Source organism: Streptomyces microflavus (assembly GCF_014650075.1).
Classification (GTDB): Bacteria; Actinomycetota; Actinomycetes; order Streptomycetales; family Streptomycetaceae; genus Streptomyces; species Streptomyces microflavus.
In genome coordinates, this window is the sequence record NZ_BMUG01000005.1 from 491,285 (window position 1) to 513,521 (window position 22,237).

The following is a 22,237-nucleotide window of genomic DNA, read 5'->3' on the forward strand; positions in this document are numbered from 1 at the left end:
AGTCAGGCGAGTGCGAGTCTCGCCCGGGGCACTCACCGAATCACCGGAGGAACCCATGCCCAACATCGTCACGACCATCGACGTCACCCCCGCCCGCTCCATCGATCAGATCGTGAACGACTCGCGCTTCGCCACGGAGATCACGACCCTCCACGTCGCCCCGGACAGCGACAGCACCGTGCTGGTCTACGCCTCCAACGGCGTCGGCGTCCAGAAGGTCTACAGCGCCGCCAACCTGGACCGCTGGCCGGCGTGGCTGAAGGGCTTGGTCCCCGCGGGTGTCTGAGGGCACCTCGGCTTCGACGTCAGGAGAACCGATGTTCAAGGCACGCAAGATCAGAAGAGCAGCCGCCCACCTCACCGCCACCTTCCCGGAGATCACCGCGGAGCAGGCCCACGACCGGGCCCGCCGGATGGCCTCGCAGTACCCGCGAGCCCGCGCCGCCGTGATCGGTGACTACCTCGTCCACGGTGAGCGCGTGGGCCGCGTGCTTGACGGTCTCATTCGCCCCTGGATTCCGGAGGGACTTCGATGACACACACCGCCATTCTCATCCCCGCCCGCGACATCCGCCGTGGCGACGAGTTTGACCTCCACCGCCACACCCGGACGGCCTTCCGCGACGCCGTAAAGACCACCCACGGCAGCATCCGTGTGGCCCTCACGAACGGCGGCGAGGCGTACCTCCCCGCGGACCGCGAGATCCGCGTCAGTCGGCCGGTGACGGAGGCACTGTACGCTACCGGGTGACGCTGGAGTCCGGCCCGTCGGCCATCGTCGACGACGTGGCGCAACGCCACTTCCTCCGCCAGGCTGCACGGCGGGGCGACGAGCGGACCCGGGTATGCGGCGGATGGGTCGTCACGCTGCCCGGGGGAGCGCTGGTTGCGGTGCTCCGCGAGTCGACTCGCGGAGGTGCGCCGCTGGGGGTTGTGTCGGCCGACACAAGTGTGCCATGATGGTGGAACACCGCAAGGGACTCACGAAGGAGACAGCATGAGCCTGAACCAGTTCGAGACGGTCACCCCTGAAGGCTTCTCCCTCCCCAAGGCTGCGGTGAAGCTGGTCAACACTGCGGCTCTGGCCGGCTGGTCCACCGGGTGGCAGTGGGACGAGGACAGCGGCGGTAGCCCCTTCGTCACGGTGCACGTCGCGGACCGCGACACCCGCGAATACTTCAAGTACACGTGGCACTCGCGGGACACGGGGACTCTCCGTCTTCGGTCGAAGCTCCACCAGGCTCAGGCCGGAGCGCCGTGGACGGACGGGCCGAGCGTGCAGGCGGCGATGTTCCGCACGCGGGAGGTTGCTGACCAGCGCAGTTAGCCGCCCACCCCCGGAGCCACTGCCAGTAGAGACGGCAGTGGCTCCACCCGTATCACGAACCATTCACGAGCGAGGACATGATGACCTTCACCCCCGTCCCCTGGCACGTCAGAGCCGCCCGAAAGTACGGTCAGACCGCCGTTCTCTACGCCGCCCTGGCGCTCTCCGCCCCCGGGGAGTACAAGCTCGCCCTCATGGCGGGCTGGGACCCGTCCGTTGCCTGGCTCATGCCGGCCGTTCTCTCGCTCTACGCGGCGATCAGCGCAAGCATCGCGAAGGCGTACAAGACAACGGCACGCGAGGCCGCAGGTACGCCGCACGAGGCAGAGGCCAAACGCCGTTCCAAGAACGCAACGGTCGGTGCCCTCCTCGCTCTCCTCATGGCAACGGCTGCTCAGATCACGGAACACGTGATCACCGCGACGGTCTTCGGCCCAACGCTCTGGGTCATCGTCGTTGTCTCCGCCGTTCCGCCGTTGGTCGCCGCGCATGTGCTTCACATCGACCCGCCGTTGGAGCTGAACGGGTCGGAGGGTGTCAACGAGGAGCACGAGACACCCGCGGAGGAGCCGCAGGAGGCCGCTGAGGAGCCTGAGGCGGACCCGGAGGCCCAACTCCCCGACCCGCCCGCGGAAGTGCCTTACGAGCCCGTTCTCGTGACGTACGCGGAGGCTGCGGAGGCGGTCGGGCTGAGTGAGATCAGCGTCCGCGGCGCCGCCAACGACGGACGGCTGACAAAGTACGAAGGCGACGTTCCCCGCCGGGTGTACGTCGACATGCGTGAGTGCCACACTGTGTTCGCCAAGAGCCGGCAGCGCGCCGGGGTTTGAGGAGAGATCATGCGAGCGGTTTTCAACGCAGACCAGACGCCGGAGCGGGAGCCGTACGCCTGGACCATCGAGGTGTCAACGGAGAGTGGGGAGGTCTACGTCTCCACCGATCGCAACGACGAAGGTCCCGGTTCGAGCGCGCACATGCCGCCCGCTCAGGCCCGCAAGCTGGCCGCTGCGCTGCACCGGGCGGCGGACGAGGCGGAGGGCGTGAAGCCCGTCGACGTGGAGCAGGCTGTCCGTGACAAGGTCGCCGCGGAGCTGGAGTCGCTGCCCCGCTACAACGACATCGCCGACTGGTGTGCGCACATCGGATACCGACAGGCCATCAGCACCGCACGCAACGGACTGCGGAAGGGGCAGCGATGAGACTCCGTCGCTACGTTGTGAAGCCGGCGAACATGCCCCTCTCCAGGTTCGAACTGCGCCGCACGGGGAGTCCGTTCGTCGCTGCTGCTGACATGGGGGACGGCCACGGTCGCCGGTACCTGTTCTTCGCAACCGAAGAGGTAGCCCTCATGGCCGCCCGCAAGCTGAACGGTGACCCGCCTCCGCGTGAGGAGCGTCTTCTCCAGCTCTCCCGCGACATCGAAGCCCTGGAAGCCTGGCACCACGCCTGGCGCCTGGAGCACGACGTGGACTACCGGGAGCTGCACCCGGGGGAGTGGTGCGAGCGTCACGGAAAGCTGCTGAAGTCGTGCTACTGCCGCAGCAACTACCGTCGGTTTACGGAGCTGCTCTACACCGAGCCCTACGAGATCCGCACGGGCGACGGGACCATCATCCGCAGGCGTCCCGCTCAGCGCGCGGCCCCGGAGCTGACGCTCGAAGTCCGTCGCGCGGCAACCCGGACGATGGCGAAGTGGGGGAGCGGCCGATGAAGCGCATGCAGTGCAAGGACATCCCGGACCAGACATTCATCGATGCCGTCCGCCGAACCACGCCCGTCGGAACGAGCTGGCGCATGCGCTGGGACGTCGCCACGGAACTGGAGAGCGTCTTCGGCCCCGTTCCGGAGAACCTCTTCATGGCGAAGGCCCGGCGCCTCGTCGACCGGGGCCTGATCGGTGGTTGCCCGTGCGGGTGCCGCGGAGACTTCCACCCGGTGGACGAGTGCCTCTCGCCCGGGTACTGCTGCCGGCCCAAGACGGAGGAGCGCAAGTGAGCACCCGTACAGCGTGGTTCGTCATCGCCCCTGGCGTAAGTGCTGAGTACGAATTCGATGACTTCGAGTTTCGCGAGGCGTCGGAGACGCAAGGCCGAGTGACGGGGAAGGCCACAGGCCGGGTGCGCGTTGACCTGGAGCATGCAGAGCGAGACTGGTAGAGCACCACCCGAGAGCCCTCGTCGCACGCCGGCGGGGGCTCTCTTGCGTTGTCAGCCCACCGGACGCCCCTCCGCCCATAGCGCCGTCACGTGCCCCGCGAACCGGTCGAACAGCCCGTCGTCCCCGAGCCGGCGCAGGTGCAACATCGGCGACTCGTGACCGAGGAGCGAAGAGAGGTGCGGGGTCACCAGCATCTCGTCGTCGAAGGAGAAGACGCTCAGCGCGATGTGGTCGTCACTGAACCGCGCCTCCAGGCCCTCCACGGCGCCCATGCGCCGGAGGGCGTCCAGAGTGATCCGGATGCGCGTACCGACCGTCAGGGGGACGCCTTCGATCTCCTCCCGGCGCCGCGTGACGTCGCTCGCGGGGTCGCCGATGAGGAAGCGGACCTTGCAGCCGGCCGACGCCTTGGCCCGCAGCCGATCGGACAGGCGGCTCTGCTCCTGCCACAGGAAGTAGTTGGTGTAGCCGGCGAAGGTGATCTCCCGCTCCGCGCCGTCGATCAGCCTGGACCACACGCTCGTCGGACACGCGTTCCGGTAGGGGTAGGCGTCGACGATCTCCCGCTCCGGGCCCGTCTTGATAACGTCCCGCACGGCTCGCGGCCACAACATGTCGGCTCCCACTCCCAGGGCGGCTGATACGTCCTCCCGCGTGCCCGGATGAGGAGCGCGGGATGCGTCCGCCACCCATCTTTCCACCGTCTTGGGCGTAACGCCGACGGTACGGGCGAGCGCGGATTGACTCATCTTCGCGGCTGACAATGCATCACGGAGCGCTGTATTCAAGGGGACCCCCGGGGACGGTTAGGACGCTTAGGACGGTAACAGCGTCCGTCCAAGGTGTCCCCGGAATGTCTGCAACCTCGTCCCCGCGGGTGGTGGACGATATCCGTACTCAGTCCGACGAGGCGCGAGGAGGGCGGCCCGTGACGTACGAACCCATACCGACCTCGGTCCGGATGAGTCCTTCCTCGCGGAGTGCCCGATTCACTTTCTGGGCCGTCGCAAGGGCGATACCGAATTCCTCCGTGAGCGCTACGACGGCGGGCATCCGGGATCCGATCGGGTAGCTTCCGTCGGCAATCCGGGCGCGCAGAATGGCGGCCACCTGCCGCCACTTGGGCCGCGTCTCATCCAGCTCGATGCTCACACGCTGGACCGTAGATGATCATGGTACGTCAGTGCGAGCGATAGACTGCCATAGTGTTCTATAGCATGCTAGGGGCAGGAAAAACCCCGGCGACCGCGTGAACGGCCCCGGGCTTGGGACAACGCTTTCGAGGAGCGTCGACATGACAGAGCTTACCGAAGCTGTGCATCTCAGCGACCCGCTCGGTGCCTTAGAGCCGGTCCCCAACTACGCCTGCGACGTCTGTGCGTCGCTCGGCCGGCAGCGAGAAGAGGCGCGTGCACGCCGGGACATGACCGTGGTCTCCGACTGCAACGTGGAGATCCGGCGCCACCCGCACACGGGGCGGGGGCGGTCCGTATGAGCCCCCGGACGATACTCCGCAGCCTGGTCCACAAGATCGTCACCCACCCCGACGTCCCGTCGACCTATACGGCCCGCTGCGTCTCCTGCGGCTGGACCGCGGAGGCGTCGACCGACGGAGAGGCCGTCGATGTGGAGTGCTTGACGCACACCGGCCGCAGCAACCACCGTCAGTTCGCCCGCACAGTAGTGGGCCGAGCGTTCGTCGTCCGTGAGGGCGAGGAGGGCAAGCCGCCCACCCCCTAGACCGTGCGTCCGCTGCTCGTCACAGCCGGCGCGCGAGGAGCGGCGGGGGCCCGGTCGACATACCGCCCCTGCCGCTCCGACCGAGCCCCGTCTCCCGCCCCCAAGGGAGGCGGGGCTTTGTGCTGCTCAGGCGCCTTCTGTTACCTGACACTTGCTGCGACTTGCCCACGCCGGCCGCAAGGCCTCCACCGAGCGGCCCTGGATGGGCGGCGGTCCCGTCCCCGAGGGCGAGGGCGGCTGGCAGCCCGTGGCCCCCAGCCCCGTCGCGTTCGACGGCCTGCCCGTCCCGCACGAGCTGACCGAGGACGAGATCCAGCAGCTGGTGCGCGACTTCGCCGCGGCGGCCGAGCGGGCCCTGGCCGCCGGATTCCGGGTCGTCGAGATCCACGGCGCCCACGGCTACCTCATCAACTCCTTCCTCTCCCCGGCCGCCAACCACCGCACCGACTCCTACGGCGGCAGCTGGGAGAACCGCCTGCGCTTCCCGCTCCAGGTGGTCGACGCCGTCCGCGCGGTCTGGCCCGACGACCTGCCCGTCCTCTTCCGCACCTCGGCCACCGACTGGCTGACCGAGAACCCCGAGGACCCGCGCGAGGGCTGGACCGGCGACGACACCGTCCGCCTCGCCAAGGAGCTCACCGCCCACGGAGTCGACCTGCTCGACGTCTCCACCGGCGGCCTGGTCCGCGACGCCCGGATCTCCGTCGGCCCCGGCTACCAGGTGCCCTTCGCCGAACAGGTCCGCCGGGCCACCGGCATACCCACCTCCGCGGTCGGCCTGATCCTGGAGCCCGCCCAGGCCGAGGAGATCGTCGCCTCCGGACAGGCCGACGCCGTCATGCTCGGCCGGGAGCTGCTGCGCGACCCGCACTGGGCCCACCACGCCGCCGAGGCCCTCGGCGCGGAGCCCCGCTGGCCCGACCCGTACGGATACGCCGTGGTGCGCCGCCGCACCGCCAAGGCCTGACGACGGGCGGGCGGCCCGGCACGGGCCGACAATGGCGGATGTGATCCCCACCGGACAGGAGAGGGCGAACATCGTCCGCCGGGCCGTCCGGGTCACCGTCGCGGTGAGCGCCGGGTTCTACCCGCTGCTGTACGGTGCCGGGCTCCCGGTCATGGCGCTGTACGCCCTCTTCGCCCCCATCGCCGTCGGCCTGCTCTCGCCCGTCCCCGGCTCCGGCCCCCAGCGCGCCTCCGTCATGCTGCGGGCGCTGCCCCCGGCCCTGGTCCTGGCGACCCTGGGCACCCTGCTCGCGGTGGAGACCTGGGCGGCCGTCGCCGGCATGCTCGTCGTCGGCTTCCTGCTGGCGTTCGCAGCCGTGGGCGGCCCGCGCCCCATGGGCGTCGCGCCGGGCCTCCAGCTCTTCTACATCCTCGCCTGCTTCCCGCCGTACGCCCCCGGGACGCTCGGCGAGCGGCTGGCGGGGCTGACCATCGGCGTGCTCCTCCTGGCCGCCTGCGAGCTCCTGCTGCCCGATCCGCCGGCCGCGTCCTACCGGGAACGCCTCGCCCGAACCCTCGCAGAAGCGGCCCGAGGGGCCGCCCCCGGCGGCGTACCGCCCGAGAGGCTGCGCGAGGCCGGGGCGCGCCTGCGGCTGGCGTCCGTACCGTCGGCGGAACGCCCGGCCGGTGCGGGGCGGACCGACCGGGCGCTGGAACAGGGGGGCCGCGCGGTACGCAGACTGCTGGACCAGCTGGCCACGCTCGCCGAGGCGCCACCGGTGGCCGCCGACCCCGCGTCGGCCGCCCTTCTGGAGCGTGTCGCCGGACTCTGCACCACCTGCTCCCGGTTCCTGCGCACCGGAAACGGTCCGCCGGCGGCCGGGGCCCTGGAAGCGGCGATGCGGGACTTCCAGGCGGAGCGCGTACGGCTGGCGTCACTGCCGCCCGGCGAGCGGCCGCCGGTCGAGGTGGAGCGACGGCAGTCCCGGGTTCTGGCGCTGGCCGAATCGGCGCGCATGGTGGAGATCACCGCCGACATCGCCACCCACGGCAGACCCACGGAGCCCGCCGCCCCGCGCGAGCTGTTCTGGTACGCGGACCTGTCCACACCGAGGCTCTGGGCCCGGCGCGTCGTCGGCAACGTGACGTTCCGGTCGGTGCTGTTCCAGAACGCCCTGCGGACCGCGCTCGGACTTGCGGCGGCCCGCGCGGTGGCCGGCTCCCTCGACCTGGCCCACGGCTTCTGGGTGCTGCTGGCCGTCCTGACCCTCGGCCGCACGACGGCGGGCGCGACCTGGCAGGCGGTCCGCCGGGCGGTGGCCGGCAACGCGGCCGGGGCGCTCGTGGCGGGGCCCTCCTGATCGGCCTGGGCACGCACACCGACGTGTACGCGGCCCTGCTCGCCCCGGTGATGCTGGCGGCGTTCGCCCTGGGACCGCTGCTGGGCGTCGCGTACGCGCAGGGGCTGTTCACACTCGTCGTCGCCACCGCGTTCGCCCAGATCGAACCGGTCACCTGGCGGCTCTCCGAGGCGCGGATGATCGATGTCGTCACCGGCAGTCTGATCGGTCTGCTGTGCGGCCTCCTGGCCTGGCCGGCCGGCGCGCGCCGCGAGGTCCACCGGGCCATGGCGGGGCTGCTGCGCACGTGCGCCGAGCTGGTGCCGGTGACGGCCGAGGCGCTGCTGGCACCGACGGGCGGTTCGCGGGCCTCGCCGCACACCCTCCCGGGCGTCCACCGGCTGCGCCTCGCCGAGGCGGCGTACGCGCAGTACCGCACCGAGGCCCCCGGGGAGGACACCCGTGCCGACTGGCACGCGATGCTCATCGCCGCGAACCACATCCTCCTCGGCGCCCACTGGCTGCCCCGCTTCGGCCTCCGCCCCGAGTCCGGCGCGACGGCCCCCTCCGCCGCCCGGGCCCGGACCACGGCCCGGGAGCTGGTCGCGGAGACGGACCGGATCGCCTCCCTGCTCACCGGTGACCGCCCGGGGCCCGCACGGCGACGGACCGCACCGGACAGCGACCCGCCGACGCCGCTCTCGGTCGACCTGGAGGTGTGGATGACGAGCCTCGCCCATCAGCTCACCCGGATCGAGGCCTCGCTGACGCCGCCGCCCGGCCCGCCGGTCATGTCGTCGCAGCGTCGAACAGCACCCCCGGGTTGAGGATCCCGGCGGGGTCGAGGGCCCGCTTGGCGGCCCGCAGCGCCAGCGCGAACGGCTCCGGGCGCTGCCGGTCGTACCCGGGCCGGTGATCGCGGCCGACGGCGTGGTGATGGGTGACGGTGGCCCCGTGCTCACCGAGGGTCTCCATGGCCGCCGCCTTGATCTCGTCCCACATCGCCACCTCCGACCCGCGCCGGCCGGGGGCGATCACCGTGAAATAGGGCGCGGGGCCGTCCGGGTAGACGTGCGTGAAACGGCAGTTGACCAGGGCGGAGGCGCCGGTCACTTTCTGTACGGCCGCTCCGACATCCCGGTGCACCGCCTCGTACAGCTCCGGGAACCGGTCCCAGGTGCAGGCCGTCTCGAACGTCTCGCTGATCACGCCCATCCGGGCCAGCCCGTCGCGGAGGTACGGCATGCGCAGGAACGCCGAACGCCAGGCGCCCACGGCGGATCCGCCCGCCGCCGGTGGCTCCTCCGCCGGGGAGCCGCCGTGATCCCGGGCCAGGGCGACGAGTTCGGCGAGCCGGCTCTCCACCGGGCCGTGCGCCGACTCCACCCCCAGCACCAGCACGCTCCCGCCCCCTGCGGCCACGCCCGAGAGCGCCGCCTCACCCGGGTCGAGCAGACGGCAGTTGGCCGGGTGCAGACCCGACTGCGCGATGGTGCGGACGGCCTCCACCGCGTCGGGGAAGCGCTCGAACACCACCGACGCCGACGCCCTGTGCGCGGGGCGGTCCTGGAGCCGCATCCACGCCTCCGTGATGATCCCGAGGGTGCCCTCCGAACCGAGGAACAACCGGTCGGGGGAGGGCCCCGCCCCCGAACCCGGCACCCTCAGCGACTGGCTCACCCCCGAGGGCGTGACGACGCGCAGGGATTCGACCAGGTCGTCGATGTGCGTGTGGAGGGTGGCGTAGTGCCCGCCGGCGCGGGTGGCGAGCCAGCCGCCGAGGGTCGAGAACGCGAAGCTCTGCGGGAAGTGGCGCAGCGTCAGCCCGTGCGGCCGCAGCTGCGACTCCAGGCCCGGGCCCAGGGCACCCGCCTGGATCCGCGCGGCGCGGCTGACCCGGTCGGTCTCCAGGACCCGGTCCAGCCCCGACAGGTCCAGCGAGAGGACACCGGAGTGGACCCCGGCGCGGTACTCGACCCCGCCGACGACCGAACTGCCCGCCCCGTACGGGACCACGGCGACATCCGCCCCGGCGGCCCAGTCGAGGAGGTCCACCACGTCCCGCTCGTCCCTGGGGAAGCCCACCAGGTCCGGAGCGGCCGCCATATCGCCGTACAGCGCGCGGACCACGTCCCGGAAGGCCTTGCCGTAGGTGTGGGACGCGCGGTCGGCCGGGGCGGAGGACAGGAGGTGGGCGAGGGGAGCGGGCGCGCCCACCCGGACCCGTGGCAGGTCCAGCGAGGCGATGGACGGCACGGGGAGCGGCGTTCCGGCCGCGCCCGGGACCAGTGCGGCGAGCGAGGCGCACTCCGCGTCGGACAGGGCCTGGTCGAGGGCGCCCCAGCCCCACCAGGAGCGGGCGGGGGAGCTGTCGGGCCGGGGAGGGAGTGAGGAGGTACGGTCCGCCATGAACGTATGACCTTCCGGTAATTTACCTCTGGGTAATTTACTGCAACGTATAGTCCCAGGCATGAACACGGCAAGAGGTTCGTCGTCCGCCACCCCGCCCGCGAACGGGCTCCGGGGCGCCGGGACCAAGGGGATCCCCCGTGCGCGGCGTGAGGAGCAGATCCTCGCCGCCGCCATGGACGAGTTCGGCCGCCACGGCCACGCCTCGGCGTCGATGGCGGCGATCGCCGGCCGGGTCGGGGTGACCAAGCCGATGCTCTACACGTACTTCGGCTCCAAGGACGGGCTCTACCTCGCCTGTCTGGAACGCGTCGCTGCCCGGCTCGTCACCGCGATCGAGGAGGCGATGACGTACGAGGGGCCTGCGGCGGAGACGCCCCACCGCGTTCTGAGCGCCGTCTTCGGCGTCCTGGAGGAGCAGCGAGGTGCCTGGTTCGTGCTGTACGACAGGACGCTGAGGCCCGGAACCGACCTGCATGCCGCCGCACAACGGCACCGGCGGACCATCGACGACCTCGCCGCGTCCGGGACGGCGGACCTCCTGCGCGGGCACGGCAACGAGGACCCGCTGGACGCCGACGCGCTCAAGCACGTGTGGACCGGCACGGTCGGCGCGCTGGTCGGCTGGTGGACCTCGCACCCGGACCAGTCGGCGCAGGACATGGCGGCGCGCTGCGCCAGGCTGCTGACGGCGATCCGGGGCTGAGCCGATACGCAGTCGGGCCCCGCCGTGTACGGCGGGGCCCGACGTGAGCGATGCGCGGTCAGCCGGTCAGAGCGAACGACTGGGCGGGGGAGTTGTTGCACGGCTGCTGGGACAGCTTCGCCCCGTTCGCCGTGGAGGAGCCGTCGACGGTGAGGCACTTGCCGCTGTGGCGGGCGACGAAGCGGTACCGGCCGCCGGCGGCCAGGGGCTCGGGCCGCCACTGCTGGTTGGTGGAGCCCACGGAGGACCAGAGGTGGACCTTGGTGCCGTCGGCGGTCGCCCCGGCGCCGCCGTCCACGTCCCAGACCTTCGCGTTGTGCCGGTTCACCACCTGGTAGTGGCCACCGTCGGCCGGCCGGAACTGCCAGCCCTGGTTGGCCCCGGTCCCGCAGGCCCACTGCTGGAGCGCGGTGCCGTCACCGGTGCCCCAGTCGGCGGCGTCCAGGCAGGCCCCGCTGTTGGTGTTCTGCACCCGGTACCAGGCGGCGGGGTCGATCGAACCCACGGGAGGCTCGGTCGTCCCACCGCTCCCGTCCCAGGTGAACGTGGCGACCGCACCGGCCGGCAGGGTGAAGGCGAGGGACTTCCCGTTGTCGGTCAGCGAGAACCGCTGGGAGTTCGATGCGGTGTTGACGACGACGGCGGCCCGGCTGCCGTCGGTGTTCTGGAAGGCGACGTTCTGCACGCCCCCGGCGCCCTGGCTCGTGGAGCCGATACGGGTCGCGCCGGGCCTGATGAACTTGGTGACGTGCCCGAGGACGTAGTACTCCGCGTTCCGGGTGACCTGGCCGCCGTCGATCTCGACGATGCCGTTGCAGCGGTTGGTGCAGTGCCCCTGGTGAGGGCCGCCGTTCCGGTCCAGGGCCAGGTTCCAGTTGACGACCGTCTCGCCGCCGTTGCGCATGTTCTGCACGACGAGGTTCTCGGTGTGCCACTTGAGGGTGTCGCCGAACGTCGTGGCGGGGTTCGTGCTGTCGGTGCCGGAGCACTCGGTGAAGAAGACCCGCTTCCCGGCGTTGACGATCTGCTGCTGCGCCCCCACGGCTCCGCCGTAGCAGTGGAAGGCCGCGCCGATGATCCGCTGGATGCCACCCGTCCTGGCGAAGACGTCCAGCGGGTAGTTGGGGTGGTCCCAGTTGTGGTCGTAGGCCAGGAGGTTGGTGGGCAGGTTCGCGGCGGTCAGCGTGCGGTCGAGGACCTGGAAGAAGTCCGCCTGCTGGGCCGCGGTCATGCTCATGGAGGGGTAACTGGTGGCGAACTCGGGCTCGTTCTGCGCGGTGAGGTCCGTGAGGGTGATGCCCTCCTGCCCGTACGCCCTGATCGCCTTGACCAGATAGTCGGCGTACGCCTGGTAGTGCTCGGTCCTGAGGCTGCCCCCGTTGAGGGAGTTGTTGGTCTTCATCCAGGCCGGGGGAGACCACGGGGAGCCCATGAAGCGGATCGCGGGGTTGATCGCGGTGGCCTGCTTCAGGACCGGGATGATCTGGCCCCGGTCCCGGTCGATGGAGAAGGAGCCCCGGGTGTCCTCGTAGGTGTACGCGTTCGCGTTGGCGTCGAAGTCGGTGCTGCCCAGGGGCTGGCGCAGGTAGTTGAGCCCGATGCCGTCCCCCTCCGCGGAGAACAGCGACCTCAGCAGCGAGGTGCGCCGGTCCTGGGGGAGGCCCTGGACGAGTTGGGCGGAGGCGCCGGTGACGGAGGCGCCCGCACCGGTGAACTTCTGGCCCTTGCTGTTGGCGTCGATACGGATGTCGACGCCCTGCGGGGCGCCGGTGAACGGGACGCTTCCCTCGGCGGTGAGCTTCTTGCTGCCGTCGGCGGTGGTGACCCAGACCTGGGCGACCGGGTCGGCGGCCCGGGCGGTGGTGACGGTGGCGTTGACGCCGAGTCCGGCGACGGTCACGACGAGCGCGGCGCCTGCCGCGCGTGCTCTGAGACGCAGGGGACGGGTGTGGGGCATGCGGCTCTCCTCGGTCGGTACGTGAAGGCATCGGGGGGGGGCAACGACATGAATCGGAGGGGCAACGGCATGAAACCACACCCACTAAGTGGTTAGTAAGTACTCTGCTCCGGTGTTCTGCCGCTCCCCGGAGGTCTCCGAAGATCCCTGCCGGAGCGCCGTGCCGGGCAGGCTTAAGCTGGGCCGGTGAGCAACCAGTCAGTGGGCAATCAGCCGGTGGGCAGGCCGGCGCGCCGTCCGGCGAAGCCCCGTACGCCGCGCAGTCCGGAAGCCCAGCAGCGACAGCAGGACATCCTGTCCATCGCCATGGACACCTTCGCCGCCCGCGGCTACAACAACGCCTCGCTCGCGGAGATCGCCGACCGGGTCGGCCTCACACAGGCGGGCGTCCTGCACTACTTCCGCTCCAAGGCGCTGCTCCTCACCAGCGTTCTGGAACTGCGCGACCGGGCCGACATCGAACAGCTCGGCCCGGACCGCCCCCAGGGGCTGGACTTCCTCCGCCACCTGGTGAACACCGCGCTCCGCAACGCCGAGCGCGAAGGGATCGTCAGGCTCTACGCGGTCCTCTCGGCCGAGTCCGTCACCGACGACCACCCGGCCCAGGAGTACTTCCGCGACCGCTACGACGGACTGCGGGTCTTCGTCGCCGACGCCCTGCGGGAGGCGTGCGAACTCCCCGCCGACCGCGCGGACATCACGGAGAACGCGGCCAACGCCATCATCGCGGTCATGGACGGCCTCCAGGTCCAGTGGCTGCTGGCGCCGGACTCCGTGGACATGGCCGCCTCGACGGACCTCGTGGTCACCTCCCTGCTCGCCACCCTGGCGCCCGACCGCTTCGGCCCGTCCGCCCGCCACTGACCGCCGCGTACGGAAAGGCCTCCGCCCGCAGGCGTGTTGGCCCGTTCCCCGGCCGTGCGCGACCGACCGGCCTTACCATGCGAGGGCTCCGGTGGATCCGGAGCGACAACTGAATGCGTGCGCGACTGGGGGAAGCCGGTGGGAATCCGGCGCTGACCTGCAACCGTGTGCGGCCGCTTCGGCCGCGAGTCGGACAGCCCGGCGCGTGACGTGTACCGCTTCCCCTGTCATGGTCTGCAGTGCGAAGCCCCGCAGTCGCGATCCGCTGCGCGTACGCCGCGAGATGTGCGGCCGGACGCGGGGCGGGCGGTCGGCTCCGGTGCGGCACGGCAGGCCGCCCCGCACCGGAAAGGCACGCTCGTGCATCTGACATCCGCCCGCCGCACCCTCGTCGTCACGGCCGCCCTCGGCCTCGCTCTCGCCTCCGCCCCCGCCGTGGCCCAGCCGCAGGCCACGGCCTCCACCAACGCCCCGGTAAAGGTCTCCCTCACCGTGAAGGGGCCGGACGGGCGCCTCTTCAAGGGAAAGATCAAGACCAAGGGGCACGACGTGACCACTGCCACCGGCGGTACGCACCGCTGCGACGGCACCAACGCAGGAGCGAACCCGAGCGCCGTTCCCACCCCGACCGCGGCCCTCGACGACGCCGCCCGGAAGAGACACTTCACCTGGGACGGGACCTGGTACGCGTCGTTCGACGACTTCTCGGTCGACACGATAAAGAACGTCAGCGGCGGTGGTGTCGCCTACTGGAACATCGCCGTCAACGGCACCTCGATTCCGGTCGGAGGCTGCCAGTTCAAGCTGAGCGCCGGGGACAAGGTCGCCTTCACCTGGACCGCGTTCTAGCGGTACCGGGCGTCAGCTCACCTGCACGTGAACTCAGCTCCGCTCCGCGACGGCCTTCGCGGAGCGGAGCTGCTCGATCCCGGTGTCGAGCGCGGCCTTGAGGTGGGCCGAGCTGCCGGTGGACATCATGATCGACACTCCGCCCTGGACCCCGGCCAGCAGGGCGGCGGCGCTCCGGTCGACGTCCACGGACGCCGGGATCAGCTCGCGGGCCCGGAGCGTACGGATGCCGTCGGCGATGCGCTCCTGCCACTGGCGCATCAGCTCGGCCACGATCGCCCGCGCCCCCGGCTCCGACCGGCCCACCTGGAGGAAGAGGGAGCCCAGCGGGCACTGGTCGTTCTGCAGCTCGTACCGCTCCACCACGGCGTCCCGCCACCGGTACCAGGACTCCCAGGAGTCCAGGCAGTCCAGGTGCGGCTGCTGGTCCTCCAGCACCCGGCCCGCCTCGAACTCGGCCACCGCCAGGAGCAGTTCGTCCTTGCCGCCCGGGAAGTAGTGGAACAGCTGGCTCTTGCTCGTACGGGTGCGGTCGCGGATGTCGTCGAGCGTGGTGAAGGCGACGCCCTGCTCCCGGAGCACCTCGGCGGCGCCCTCGACGATGCGGGCCCGCGTGGCGCGCCCCTTCGCTGTCGACGCCTCGGGCATCCGGCGCTCCCCTCGAAGACTGGACCGACGGGTCCAGTGTACGTGCGCTCCGGGCGACCGCCAGGACTGGACTTGCCGGTCCACTTTCATCGGAGCACAGTCGGCCGCACGGCCCGGAGAGCCGGGCCGCCCGCAGAACCGGACGGGTGAATTCCCCGGTCGCGGGCGTGCGTACGAGGAGAAGAGGAGACGCGCCATGGGCGGACGACTTCAGGGAAAGACCGCGCTCGTCACGGGCTCGACGAGCAACATCGGGCGGGCCATCGCCACCGCGTTCGCCGCCGAAGGGGCGCACGTGGTCGTGTCGGGCCGCAACGGGGAACGAGGGAGTGCGGTCGTGGGGGAGATCCGCGCGGCCAACGGGCGCGCCGACTTCGTGGAGGCGGACCTCGACGGCACCACCGCCGCGTCGGACCGGCTCGCCGAGGAGGCCTCCCGGGTCCTGGGCGGCCGCATCGACATCCTGGTCAACAACGCCGGGATCTTCCCGGGCTCCACCACCACCGACACGGACGAGGAGACCTTCGACCGCGTCTACGCCGTGAACGTCAAGGCCCCCTACTTCCTGACCGCCGCCGTCGCCCCGGCCATGGTGCGGGCGGGCGGCGGGGCCATCATCAACCTCGGCTCCTGGGTCGCCCGCCTCGGCATCCCGGTCGGCACCCTCTACAGCTCGACCAAAGGTGCGGTGGAGACCCTGACGCGGGCCTGGGCCGCGGAGTTCGGCCCGCGGGGGGTGCGGGTGAACGCCATTTCACCCGGCGTGATCGTCCCGCCCGTCGCCGAAGGGGCGGCCCACCCCGGCGAGATCATGATGAAGGGCACCCCCGCCGGTGGCATCGGCACCCCGGACGCCATCGCCCACGCCGCCGTCTGGCTGGCGAGCGACGAGGCCGCTTTCGTGCACGGGACGGTGGTCGACGTCGACGGAGGCCGTGTGGGGGCCGCCGTCATCGCCGCCTGAGACCCTGCGGCCGCTCTCCTCGGGGCCCGCACCCGTCGACAGGTCCGCGTCGAGCGCCTCCAGGAGCCAGTCGTGGGCCGTCCCGGGCGTCGGTTCCGGGGCGCTGCCGGGAGCGCCGAGCACCTGGGCCGTCAGCTCCCAGTACCGGTCGATACGGGGATCGGCGGCGAGCCGGCCCGCGAGCAGGCGGCGGAATCCGGGAGTGTCACGGGTGCCGTACGTGTTCGCGTACGCGTCCACGAACCCGTCCAGGGCCTCCCCGGGGCGGGGCTCCCTGCCCCGCCGCATCTCGCGGCCCGCCAGGTCGTACGCCGTCGCCAGCCCCGCGTACAGCACAGCCGATTCACGGGCCCCCGCGGCGTCGTGCGCGCCCGGCTGACACGGGCCGCTCCCGGTGCACGGCCGGGTCACGAAGGCGTACAGCCGGGCGAAGGCGAGCACCTGGGACGGCCGGGGGTTCTCGGGCGGCTGCGCCACCGCCACCTCCAGGAACGCGCCGACGGACCGCGCGGGCATCCGGGCCGGCAGCCAGCCGCGCCAGAACCGGACCAGGGCGGCGGTGCTCGGCGGAGCGGACACCGCACCGAGCAGGCGCAGCCGGTCCGGGCGCTCGTCCGGCGGGCAGTCGAGCACCAGTTGGAGCGCCGCCTCCCGCCAGCGCAGGGCCCTGAGCTCGGATCCGAGTGTGCTCAGGCGGCCCTCGACGGCCGCCTCCAGCGCATCGGCCGTGTCCCCGGCGTCCTGCTCGTCGAGGATGCGGCGCACTTCGGGCACGGGCAGGTCGAGACCGCGCAGCGAGCGGATCAGGTTCAGCCGCTCCACGGCGTCCGGGCCGTACCTGCGGTGCCCGCCCGCACTGCGGGACGCCTCCGGCAGCAGCCCCCGGTCCGAGTAGAAGCGGACGGCCTTGACGCTGACGCCCGCCCGCTCGGCCAGCTCACCGATGGTGCACAGACCGTCGTGCGACGAGAACACTTGAACCTCCCCCAAGAGGAGTTCCTACGGTACCGGCGGGCGCTGCCGGCGGACCGGGCCGGTGCGCCGGAGCGCGTGACGAGGAGGAACCATGACCGTATTCATCCTGGTGGCGGGGGCGTTCACCGGCCCGTACGTATGGCGGGACACGGCCGCACGGCTGACCGCCGAAGGCGCCGAGGTGCATACGGTGGCGCTCACCGGACTCGGCAAGGGCCCCGCAGACCCCGGCGCGGCGATCGACCTGGAGACACACATCGCGGACGTACTCGCGGTGATCGACGCGGTGGTGGCGGGGGACGGCCGTGACATCGTGCTCGTCGGCCACGACTACGGCATCCACCCGGTACTGGGCGCCACCGACCGGCGGGCGCGGTCGATCGCGCGGATCGTCCACCTGGACTCGGGGATGCCGCAGCACGGCGTCCCCGCCCTGGCCGCCGTGCCCGACCAGCGCCTGCGCGAGGAGCTGTCCGACAGCGAGTGGCAAGGGGGCGGTGAGGTGCCGCCTCCGTCCCGGGACGGATGGCCCCGCTGGGGGAGCACCGCCGGGCTCTCCGAGGCGGCGCTCGACGGGCTCACCGCCCTCGCGGCACCGCAGCCGCTGGGCACCCTGCTCCAGCCGCTGCGGCTCACCGGCGCCGTCGCGGCGGTCCCCGTGACCGGGGTGCTGTGCACCGGAAACGGGCCCGGCATCGAGATGGTCCAGCTCATGGTGGAGATGGGCGAGTCCGCCCTCCAGCCCCTGGCCGATCCCCGGGTGACCTTCTTCGAACTGCCCACGGGCCACTGGCCGATGCTCTCCTGCCCCCACGAACTGGCGGATGTCCTGACCGAGTCGGCGGCCGGTGGTGGTCACCGGCTGAAGCCCGCCGACGCGGACCACCGGCCGGGACACCTGCGCCCGTTCCTCCTCGACCTGCCCGAACGGCCCCGCGAACGGACCGGGAACACCGACCTGTACCTGCCCGGGGGAACGGGGCCGCACCCGGCCGTGGTGTTCGTCCACGGCGGCCCCGTACCCGCCGGGGCACGGCCGACACCCCGGGACTGGCCGACCCTCAAGGGGTACGCCCGTTACGTCGCCGGGCGCGGAGCCGTGGGCGTGACCGTCGACCACCGCCTGCACGCCGTGACCGACTACGAGCGGGCCGCCGAGGACGTGACCGCCGCGGTGGAGCGGGTGCGTGCTGATCCGCGGGTCGACGGGGACCGGATCGCGCTGTGGTTCTTCTCGGGCGGCGGCCCGCTCACCGCCGACTGGCTGGCCGCGCCCCCGGCGTGGCTGCGCTGCCTGGCGGCCGACTACCCGATCATGGCCCCGCTGCCGAGCTGGGGGATGACCGGCGCCCGGTTCCACCCGGTGCGGGCGGTCGCCCGTGCGGGCGGGCTCCCGATCGTGCTGGTCCGGGCGGGGCGTGAGATGGCGGAGATCGCCGCGACCGTCGAGGAGTTCCTGACCGAGGCCGAGCGCTGCGGGGCGAACGTCGAGGTGGTCGACGTACCGGACGGCCGCCACGGCTTCGAGACGCTCGACCCCACCGACGACTCACGTGCGGCCGTACACCGGGCGGTCGGCGCGGTGCTGGCCCACCTGACGGCCTGAGCGCCCTGCGCCGGAAAGGCCCGCGGCCCTGTCCTCCCGGCGGAATCCGGGAGGACAGGGCCGCCGAAGAGGCAGGACCGCGGTCGGTTACTCGATGACCAGCTCGACGTCGATGTTGCCCCGGGTCGCCTTGGAGTAGGGGCAGTAGGCGTGGGTGGCCTCGACCAGCTGCTGCCCGATCTCACCGGTGAGGGAGTCCGGCAGCTCCACACGCATGACGACCGCGAGACCGAAGCCGTCGCCGTCCTTGCCGATGGAGACCTCGGCGGTCACGGAGACGTCCTTGGTGTCGAGCTTCATCTCGCGGGAGACCGCCGCCATCGCGCTGGCGAAACAGGCCGCGTACCCGGCCGCGAAGAGCTGCTCGGGGTTGGTGCCCTTGCCGTTGCCGCCGAGCGCCGGGGGCAGCGCGAGCGCCAGGTCGATCTGACCGTCCGAGCTCACGGCACGGCCCTCGCGGCCGTTGGCGGTTGCGGCGGCGGTGTACAGCGCGTCCATGGGATGACCCTCCTTGTCGGAACCGCGAACGGATCGGTCGCGGTCACTGACATAAAGATTGCACATGATTGAGTTGTGCACAACTCAATCGCGCCGTCGGCGGTACGCTGGATCCATGACGCCTGCCCCGAACGCCTCGCCCGACCTCCCCGCCGTGCCTGACGCGGAGCTGCTGCGACTCGACCACCAGGTCTGCTTCTCACTGCACGCCGCGTCGCGCGCGTTCGGCGGCTTCTACCGGCGGGCGCTCAAGGACCTCGGCCTCACCTACCCCCAGTACCTGGTCATGCTGGTCCTGTGGGAGGACGGCCCCCTTCCCGTCAAGGCCATCGGGGAGCGTCTCCACCTGGATTCCGGCACGCTTTCGCCGTTGCTGAAGCGGCTGGAGGCCGCAGGGATGGTCCGGCGTGAACGCAGCCGCGAGGACGAGCGCTCCGTCGTCGTCGAGCTGACCGGTGACGGCGAACGGCTGCGCGAACGCGCGCTGTCCGTCCCCCGGGGTGTACTCGCCGCGACCGGCCTGTCCGTGGAGGAAGTGCTCGGACTGCAGGAGACGCTCAGCCGCCTCACCGCCGCCCTGGGGGAAGCTGTCGACGCCCAGTGACGACGTGAGGGGCTTCGCCGGTCGGACGCCTGGAGCAGTCGTGACAGTTTTCCTTGTCATCTACGCTTGATGACAGCTAAGTTTGTCGCATGGATGAATTGAGAGCCATCCCCACCCCTGCCGAGCACGACGAGAACTTCTGGACCGTGGTCATGACACAGGTGGAGCCCGCCTGGACCGAGCCCGGCTACGACGACACGATCCTCATGGACGAGAAGGTGCTCGACGCGGTCCGCGTACTGGCCGAGCGGATCTCGACGCGTGCGCTGGCCTACCGCACCGCGGGCAAGCCCTTCGGCGCCGCGCTCGCGGCCGCCCCCGATGTGCAGCTGGCGACGCTGCGTGCCCTGTACGAGGCCAAGCAGTCCGTCGACCGGCTGGCCGAGAGCGCGGCCACCGTCGCAGGCCGCGGCGGAGCCAGCTACTCCCAGCTGGGCGCGGCCTGGGGCGGCATCAAGCGCCAGTCCGCCCGCCTCAAGTGGCCCCACGCGGTGGTCAAGCGGTCGGCCGGCGAGTCCGTCCCGCTCCACTACGCCGGTGGCTCGGCCGTCATCCACCATGACCCGGGCGTGGACGCCTGGTGGTTCACCGCCACGGGGGCGGACCGGCAGGAGGAGGAGTCCGAGGCCGTTCACAGCACTTCGGCCGAGGCCATCGCGCGGGCGACCGAGTTCCTCCTGACGCACACCGGGCCCGCCGGCCGGGAGTCCGCATGACCCGCGGGGCGGACGCCCGGCGCGACGACAGCCCCGAGGAGTCCCGGCGGGCGCTTCTGGCCCGCATCTTCGACGAGGACGCGGAGCTGTACGACCGGGCCAGGCCCGGATACCCGCCGGGGCTGTACGACGACCTCGCGGAGCTCGCGGGCGCCGGCCCCGGCAGCCGCGTACTGGAGGTGGGGTGCGGGACCGGCCAGGCCACGGTGGAGCTGGCCGCACGGGGCTGCCGGATCACGGCCGTCGAGGCGGGACCGCGCATGGCCGCGGTCGCCCGCCGCAACCTGGCCGGTGGAGCGGAGGCAGAGGTGGTGACGGCACGGTTCGAGAGCTGGCCGCTGCCGCCGGAACCGTACGACGCGGTGGTCTCGGCTACGGCGTTCCACTGGATCGACCCGGCGGTGCGGATGACCAGGGCCGCCGATGCCCTGCGGCCGGGCGGGGCGCTCGCCGTGGTGCGCAGCCAGCATGTGCGGGGCGGTACCGAGGAGTTCTTCGTCGAGGTCCAGCGCTGCTACGAGCGCTTCGACCCGCAGACGCCTCCCGGGCTGCGGCCTCCCGCAGCGGCCGACGTCGACGGATCGGACCATGTGGAGGAGGTGGCGCGAAGCGGCCGGTTCGGCCCCACGGTCCTGCGCCGCCACGAGCAGGACCTCACCTGCACCACGTCCGCTTATCTGGACCTGCTGCGGACGTACTCCGGCCACCGGGCACTTCCGGAACCCGCAAGGAACGGACTGCTGGGGTGCGTCGAGGCCCTGATCGAGGGGCGGTACGGCGGCCGGGTGACCAAGCGCTGTCTCATCGAGCTGGCGGTGTCGCACCGGCGCTGACGCCCTCACCGCCCCGGACGGAGGCGCTCCGGACGGAGGCGCTGCGCGGGCCGGGTGCGTGGTGCCGGCTGATGTTCTTCTCCAGCAGGGCGGTCGAGGCCCGCACCCCGACCGATGTGCCGGGCGAGAACTCCGGGAGCCGGCCGTCGGCCTGCTTCAGCTCGCTGAGCGCGGTGTCGATGGCGGCGTGCGCGGCGAAGAGGCAGGGGGTGCTGTAGATGGCCACCTGGCACTCCAGGTCGGTGAGTTCGGAGAGCGAGAGCCTCGGCGACTTGCCGCCCGCGATCTGGTTGAAGAGCAGCGGTTTGTCGTCGATGACCTTGCGGATGCGGCGGATCCACTCGACGTCCCGCACTCCGTCGACCAGCACCACATCGGCATCGGTCTCCGCGAGCGCCTGGGCGCGGCGCAGGATGTCCTCCTCCTCGGTGGCGTCGGTACGGGCCACGACCACCAGGTCCTGCCGGCTCTCCAGGACGAGGTTCAGTTTCTCCAGGTACTCCTCCAGGGGCAGCACCCTCTTCCCGTCCGCGTGGCCGCACCGGCGCGGGCGCTGCTGGTCCTCCAGGATGATGCCGGAGGCCCCGATCCGCTCCAGCCGCTGCACCACGTGGCAGGCCACCTCCGGGTCGACGTAGCCGTCGTCGATGTCGACCAGCAGATGGTGGGAGGGGAAGGCGAGCCGCAGACGTTCGACGAACGCGACCATGTCCGGCCATGCGATGAAGCCGATGTCCGGCAGCCCGTAGTGGGAGGCGGCGAAACCGAAGCCGGAGACGAAGAAGCCGTCGTAGTGCCGGGCGGCGACCGATGCCGAGTACATGTCGTAGATGCCGACGAGCGGGGTGGTTCCGGGCGTGTGGATCTGCTCGCGCAGCGCGCTTCCGTAGCGCATGTCTCTCTCCTTGCGTGCGGCCGTGAACCGCGGGTGGTGAAGGGGCGGTTCGCGCACGGTAGGGAGGCGAGGGCCGCACCCGGCGACGGCGTGCGCGCTCGACGGCAACCATGATCTCTTTGCGGGCGCTCGCATACATATACCGGCCCGTGCCGGGGCGGGGCGCGGCGACACGCGGCCCCCCGGAGACGGCGCCACTCCAAC

25 protein-coding genes and 3 pseudogenes are annotated in these 22,237 nt (G+C 71.7%); 20 read left to right on the forward strand and 8 right to left on the reverse strand.

What is annotated here, in order from left to right; all coding sequences use genetic code 11:
* The first annotated feature begins 55 nt into the window (after window positions 1-55).
* From IE264_RS17540 to IE264_RS17575, 8 genes are all read left to right on the forward strand, one after another.
* Window positions 56-286 (forward strand): hypothetical protein, encoded by a 231-nt coding sequence (locus IE264_RS17540; RefSeq protein ID WP_032754703.1) that lies wholly within the window; start codon window positions 56-58, stop codon window positions 284-286.
* A 31-nt stretch (window positions 287-317) separates the two neighbouring features.
* Window positions 318-536, forward strand: coding sequence for a hypothetical protein (locus IE264_RS17545; RefSeq protein ID WP_032754706.1), 219 nt, complete (start codon window positions 318-320; stop codon window positions 534-536).
* A complete protein-coding gene (locus tag IE264_RS17550; protein ID WP_032754709.1) occupies window positions 533-751 on the forward strand; it encodes a hypothetical protein in 219 nt (72 codons plus the stop codon). Before IE264_RS17545 ends, IE264_RS17550 begins: the two co-directional genes overlap by 4 nt.
* Window positions 752-997: 246 nt before the next feature.
* Window positions 998-1,327: a hypothetical protein gene (locus IE264_RS17555; RefSeq protein WP_032754711.1), complete on the forward strand. Its 330-nt coding sequence runs from the start codon at window positions 998-1,000 to the stop codon at window positions 1,325-1,327.
* Window positions 1,328-1,404: 77 nt separating this feature from the next.
* Window positions 1,405-2,157 (forward strand): hypothetical protein, encoded by a 753-nt coding sequence (locus tag IE264_RS17560; RefSeq protein WP_229887585.1) that lies wholly within the window; start codon window positions 1,405-1,407, stop codon window positions 2,155-2,157.
* A gap of 9 nt (window positions 2,158-2,166) precedes the next feature.
* Entirely contained in the window at window positions 2,167-2,526 is a 360-nt protein-coding gene (locus tag IE264_RS17565) for a hypothetical protein (protein ID WP_032754714.1), read from the forward strand.
* Between the two features lie 149 nt (window positions 2,527-2,675).
* Complete coding sequence (locus IE264_RS17570; protein WP_158706499.1) at window positions 2,676-3,038, forward strand: MBT domain-containing protein; 363 nt, start codon at window positions 2,676-2,678, stop codon at window positions 3,036-3,038.
* Complete coding sequence (locus IE264_RS17575) at window positions 3,035-3,322, forward strand: hypothetical protein (RefSeq protein ID WP_032754720.1); 288 nt, start codon at window positions 3,035-3,037, stop codon at window positions 3,320-3,322. Before IE264_RS17570 ends, IE264_RS17575 begins: the two co-directional genes overlap by 4 nt.
* A gap of 212 nt (window positions 3,323-3,534) precedes the next feature.
* Here IE264_RS17575 and IE264_RS17580 read toward each other — a convergent pair whose 3' ends face one another.
* Both IE264_RS17580 and IE264_RS17585 read right to left on the reverse strand, forming a co-directional pair.
* Window positions 3,535-4,098 (reverse strand): DUF5919 domain-containing protein, encoded by a 564-nt coding sequence (locus IE264_RS17580; RefSeq protein ID WP_051821701.1) that lies wholly within the window; start codon window positions 4,096-4,098, stop codon window positions 3,535-3,537.
* 283 nt (window positions 4,099-4,381) lie between these two features.
* On the reverse strand, window positions 4,382-4,636 hold the full coding sequence (locus IE264_RS17585; protein WP_032754725.1) for a GntR family transcriptional regulator: 255 nt from the start codon (window positions 4,634-4,636) through the stop codon (window positions 4,382-4,384).
* Window positions 4,637-4,778: 142 nt separating this feature from the next.
* Between IE264_RS17585 and IE264_RS17590 the strand changes: the two genes are divergently transcribed.
* The 4 genes and pseudogenes from IE264_RS17590 (at window position 4,779) to IE264_RS17605 (ending at window position 8,336) form a co-directional block, all read left to right on the forward strand.
* Window positions 4,779-4,979 carry a hypothetical protein gene (locus tag IE264_RS17590; RefSeq protein ID WP_032754727.1) on the forward strand — a complete coding sequence of 67 codons (201 nt, stop codon included), beginning with the start codon at window positions 4,779-4,781 and terminating at the stop codon, window positions 4,977-4,979.
* Window positions 4,976-5,224 carry a DUF7848 domain-containing protein gene (locus IE264_RS17595; RefSeq protein WP_032754729.1) on the forward strand — a complete coding sequence of 83 codons (249 nt, stop codon included), beginning with the start codon at window positions 4,976-4,978 and terminating at the stop codon, window positions 5,222-5,224. The genes IE264_RS17590 and IE264_RS17595 overlap by 4 nt, the downstream gene beginning before the upstream one ends.
* 154 nt (window positions 5,225-5,378) lie before the next feature.
* A pseudogene (locus tag IE264_RS17600) lies at window positions 5,379-6,191 on the forward strand (oxidoreductase); the annotation flags it as partial.
* Window positions 6,192-6,222: 31 nt separating this feature from the next.
* Window positions 6,223-8,336: pseudogene (locus IE264_RS17605) on the forward strand (FUSC family protein).
* Here the strand turns inward: IE264_RS17605 and IE264_RS17610 are convergent.
* Entirely contained in the window at window positions 8,299-9,918 is a 1,620-nt protein-coding gene (locus tag IE264_RS17610; protein WP_032754730.1) for an FAD-binding oxidoreductase, read from the reverse strand. The pseudogene IE264_RS17605 and the gene IE264_RS17610 overlap by 38 nt on opposite strands.
* 61 nt (window positions 9,919-9,979) lie before the next feature.
* Here IE264_RS17610 and IE264_RS17615 point away from each other — a divergent pair, with 61 nt between their 5' ends.
* Window positions 9,980-10,624: a TetR/AcrR family transcriptional regulator gene (locus IE264_RS17615; protein ID WP_032754732.1), complete on the forward strand. Its 645-nt coding sequence runs from the start codon at window positions 9,980-9,982 to the stop codon at window positions 10,622-10,624.
* Between the two features lie 58 nt (window positions 10,625-10,682).
* Here the strand turns inward: IE264_RS17615 and IE264_RS17620 are convergent, their stop codons facing one another.
* Window positions 10,683-12,581 (reverse strand): RICIN domain-containing protein, encoded by a 1,899-nt coding sequence (locus tag IE264_RS17620; protein ID WP_032754734.1) that lies wholly within the window; start codon window positions 12,579-12,581, stop codon window positions 10,683-10,685.
* A 306-nt stretch (window positions 12,582-12,887) separates the two neighbouring features.
* Between IE264_RS17620 and IE264_RS17625 the strand changes: the two genes are divergently transcribed.
* Together IE264_RS17625 and IE264_RS17630 are read left to right on the forward strand one after the other, a co-directional pair.
* Window positions 12,888-13,445 (forward strand): TetR/AcrR family transcriptional regulator, encoded by a 558-nt coding sequence (locus IE264_RS17625; RefSeq protein ID WP_032754736.1) that lies wholly within the window; start codon window positions 12,888-12,890, stop codon window positions 13,443-13,445.
* Window positions 13,446-13,805: 360 nt separating this feature from the next.
* Window positions 13,806-14,294, forward strand: a complete 489-nt coding sequence (locus tag IE264_RS17630; RefSeq protein WP_015606629.1) for a DUF4430 domain-containing protein — start codon at window positions 13,806-13,808, stop codon at window positions 14,292-14,294.
* Between the two features lie 33 nt (window positions 14,295-14,327).
* Here the strand turns inward: IE264_RS17630 and IE264_RS17635 are convergent, their stop codons facing one another.
* Window positions 14,328-14,942, reverse strand: a complete 615-nt coding sequence (locus IE264_RS17635; protein WP_032754737.1) for a TetR/AcrR family transcriptional regulator — start codon at window positions 14,940-14,942, stop codon at window positions 14,328-14,330.
* 196 nt (window positions 14,943-15,138) lie between these two features.
* On the opposite strand from IE264_RS17635, the gene IE264_RS17640 reads away from it, so the two are divergent.
* A complete protein-coding gene (locus tag IE264_RS17640) occupies window positions 15,139-15,906 on the forward strand; it encodes an SDR family NAD(P)-dependent oxidoreductase (protein ID WP_015606627.1) in 768 nt (255 codons plus the stop codon).
* Window positions 15,907-15,930: 24 nt separating this feature from the next.
* Here the strand turns inward: IE264_RS17640 and IE264_RS17645 are convergent.
* A pseudogene (locus tag IE264_RS17645) lies at window positions 15,931-16,881 on the reverse strand (MerR family transcriptional regulator); the annotation flags it as partial.
* 91 nt (window positions 16,882-16,972) lie between these two features.
* Here IE264_RS17645 and IE264_RS17650 point away from each other — a divergent pair.
* Window positions 16,973-18,487, forward strand: a complete 1,515-nt coding sequence (locus tag IE264_RS17650; protein ID WP_032754739.1) for an alpha/beta hydrolase — start codon at window positions 16,973-16,975, stop codon at window positions 18,485-18,487.
* Between the two features lie 87 nt (window positions 18,488-18,574).
* Here IE264_RS17650 and IE264_RS17655 read toward each other — a convergent pair whose 3' ends face one another.
* Entirely contained in the window at window positions 18,575-18,985 is a 411-nt protein-coding gene (locus IE264_RS17655) for an Ohr family peroxiredoxin (RefSeq protein WP_015606625.1), read from the reverse strand.
* Window positions 18,986-19,100: 115 nt separating this feature from the next.
* Between IE264_RS17655 and IE264_RS17660 the strand changes: the two genes are divergently transcribed.
* From IE264_RS17660 to IE264_RS17670, 3 genes are all read left to right on the forward strand, one after another.
* Window positions 19,101-19,589 (forward strand): MarR family winged helix-turn-helix transcriptional regulator, encoded by a 489-nt coding sequence (locus IE264_RS17660; protein ID WP_032754741.1) that lies wholly within the window; start codon window positions 19,101-19,103, stop codon window positions 19,587-19,589.
* Window positions 19,590-19,678: 89 nt separating this feature from the next.
* On the forward strand, window positions 19,679-20,305 hold the full coding sequence (locus IE264_RS17665; RefSeq protein ID WP_032754743.1) for a hypothetical protein: 627 nt from the start codon (window positions 19,679-19,681) through the stop codon (window positions 20,303-20,305).
* The gene (locus IE264_RS17670; protein ID WP_032754745.1) at window positions 20,302-21,138 is read left to right on the forward strand and encodes a class I SAM-dependent methyltransferase; all 837 of its coding nucleotides are present in this window, start codon (window positions 20,302-20,304) and stop codon (window positions 21,136-21,138) included. The genes IE264_RS17665 and IE264_RS17670 overlap by 4 nt, the downstream gene beginning before the upstream one ends.
* Here the strand turns inward: IE264_RS17670 and IE264_RS17675 are convergent.
* The gene (locus tag IE264_RS17675; protein WP_015606621.1) at window positions 21,107-22,033 is read right to left on the reverse strand and encodes an isocitrate lyase/PEP mutase family protein; all 927 of its coding nucleotides are present in this window, start codon (window positions 22,031-22,033) and stop codon (window positions 21,107-21,109) included. The genes IE264_RS17670 and IE264_RS17675 overlap by 32 nt on opposite strands.
* Window positions 22,034-22,237: the final 204 nt, after the last annotated feature.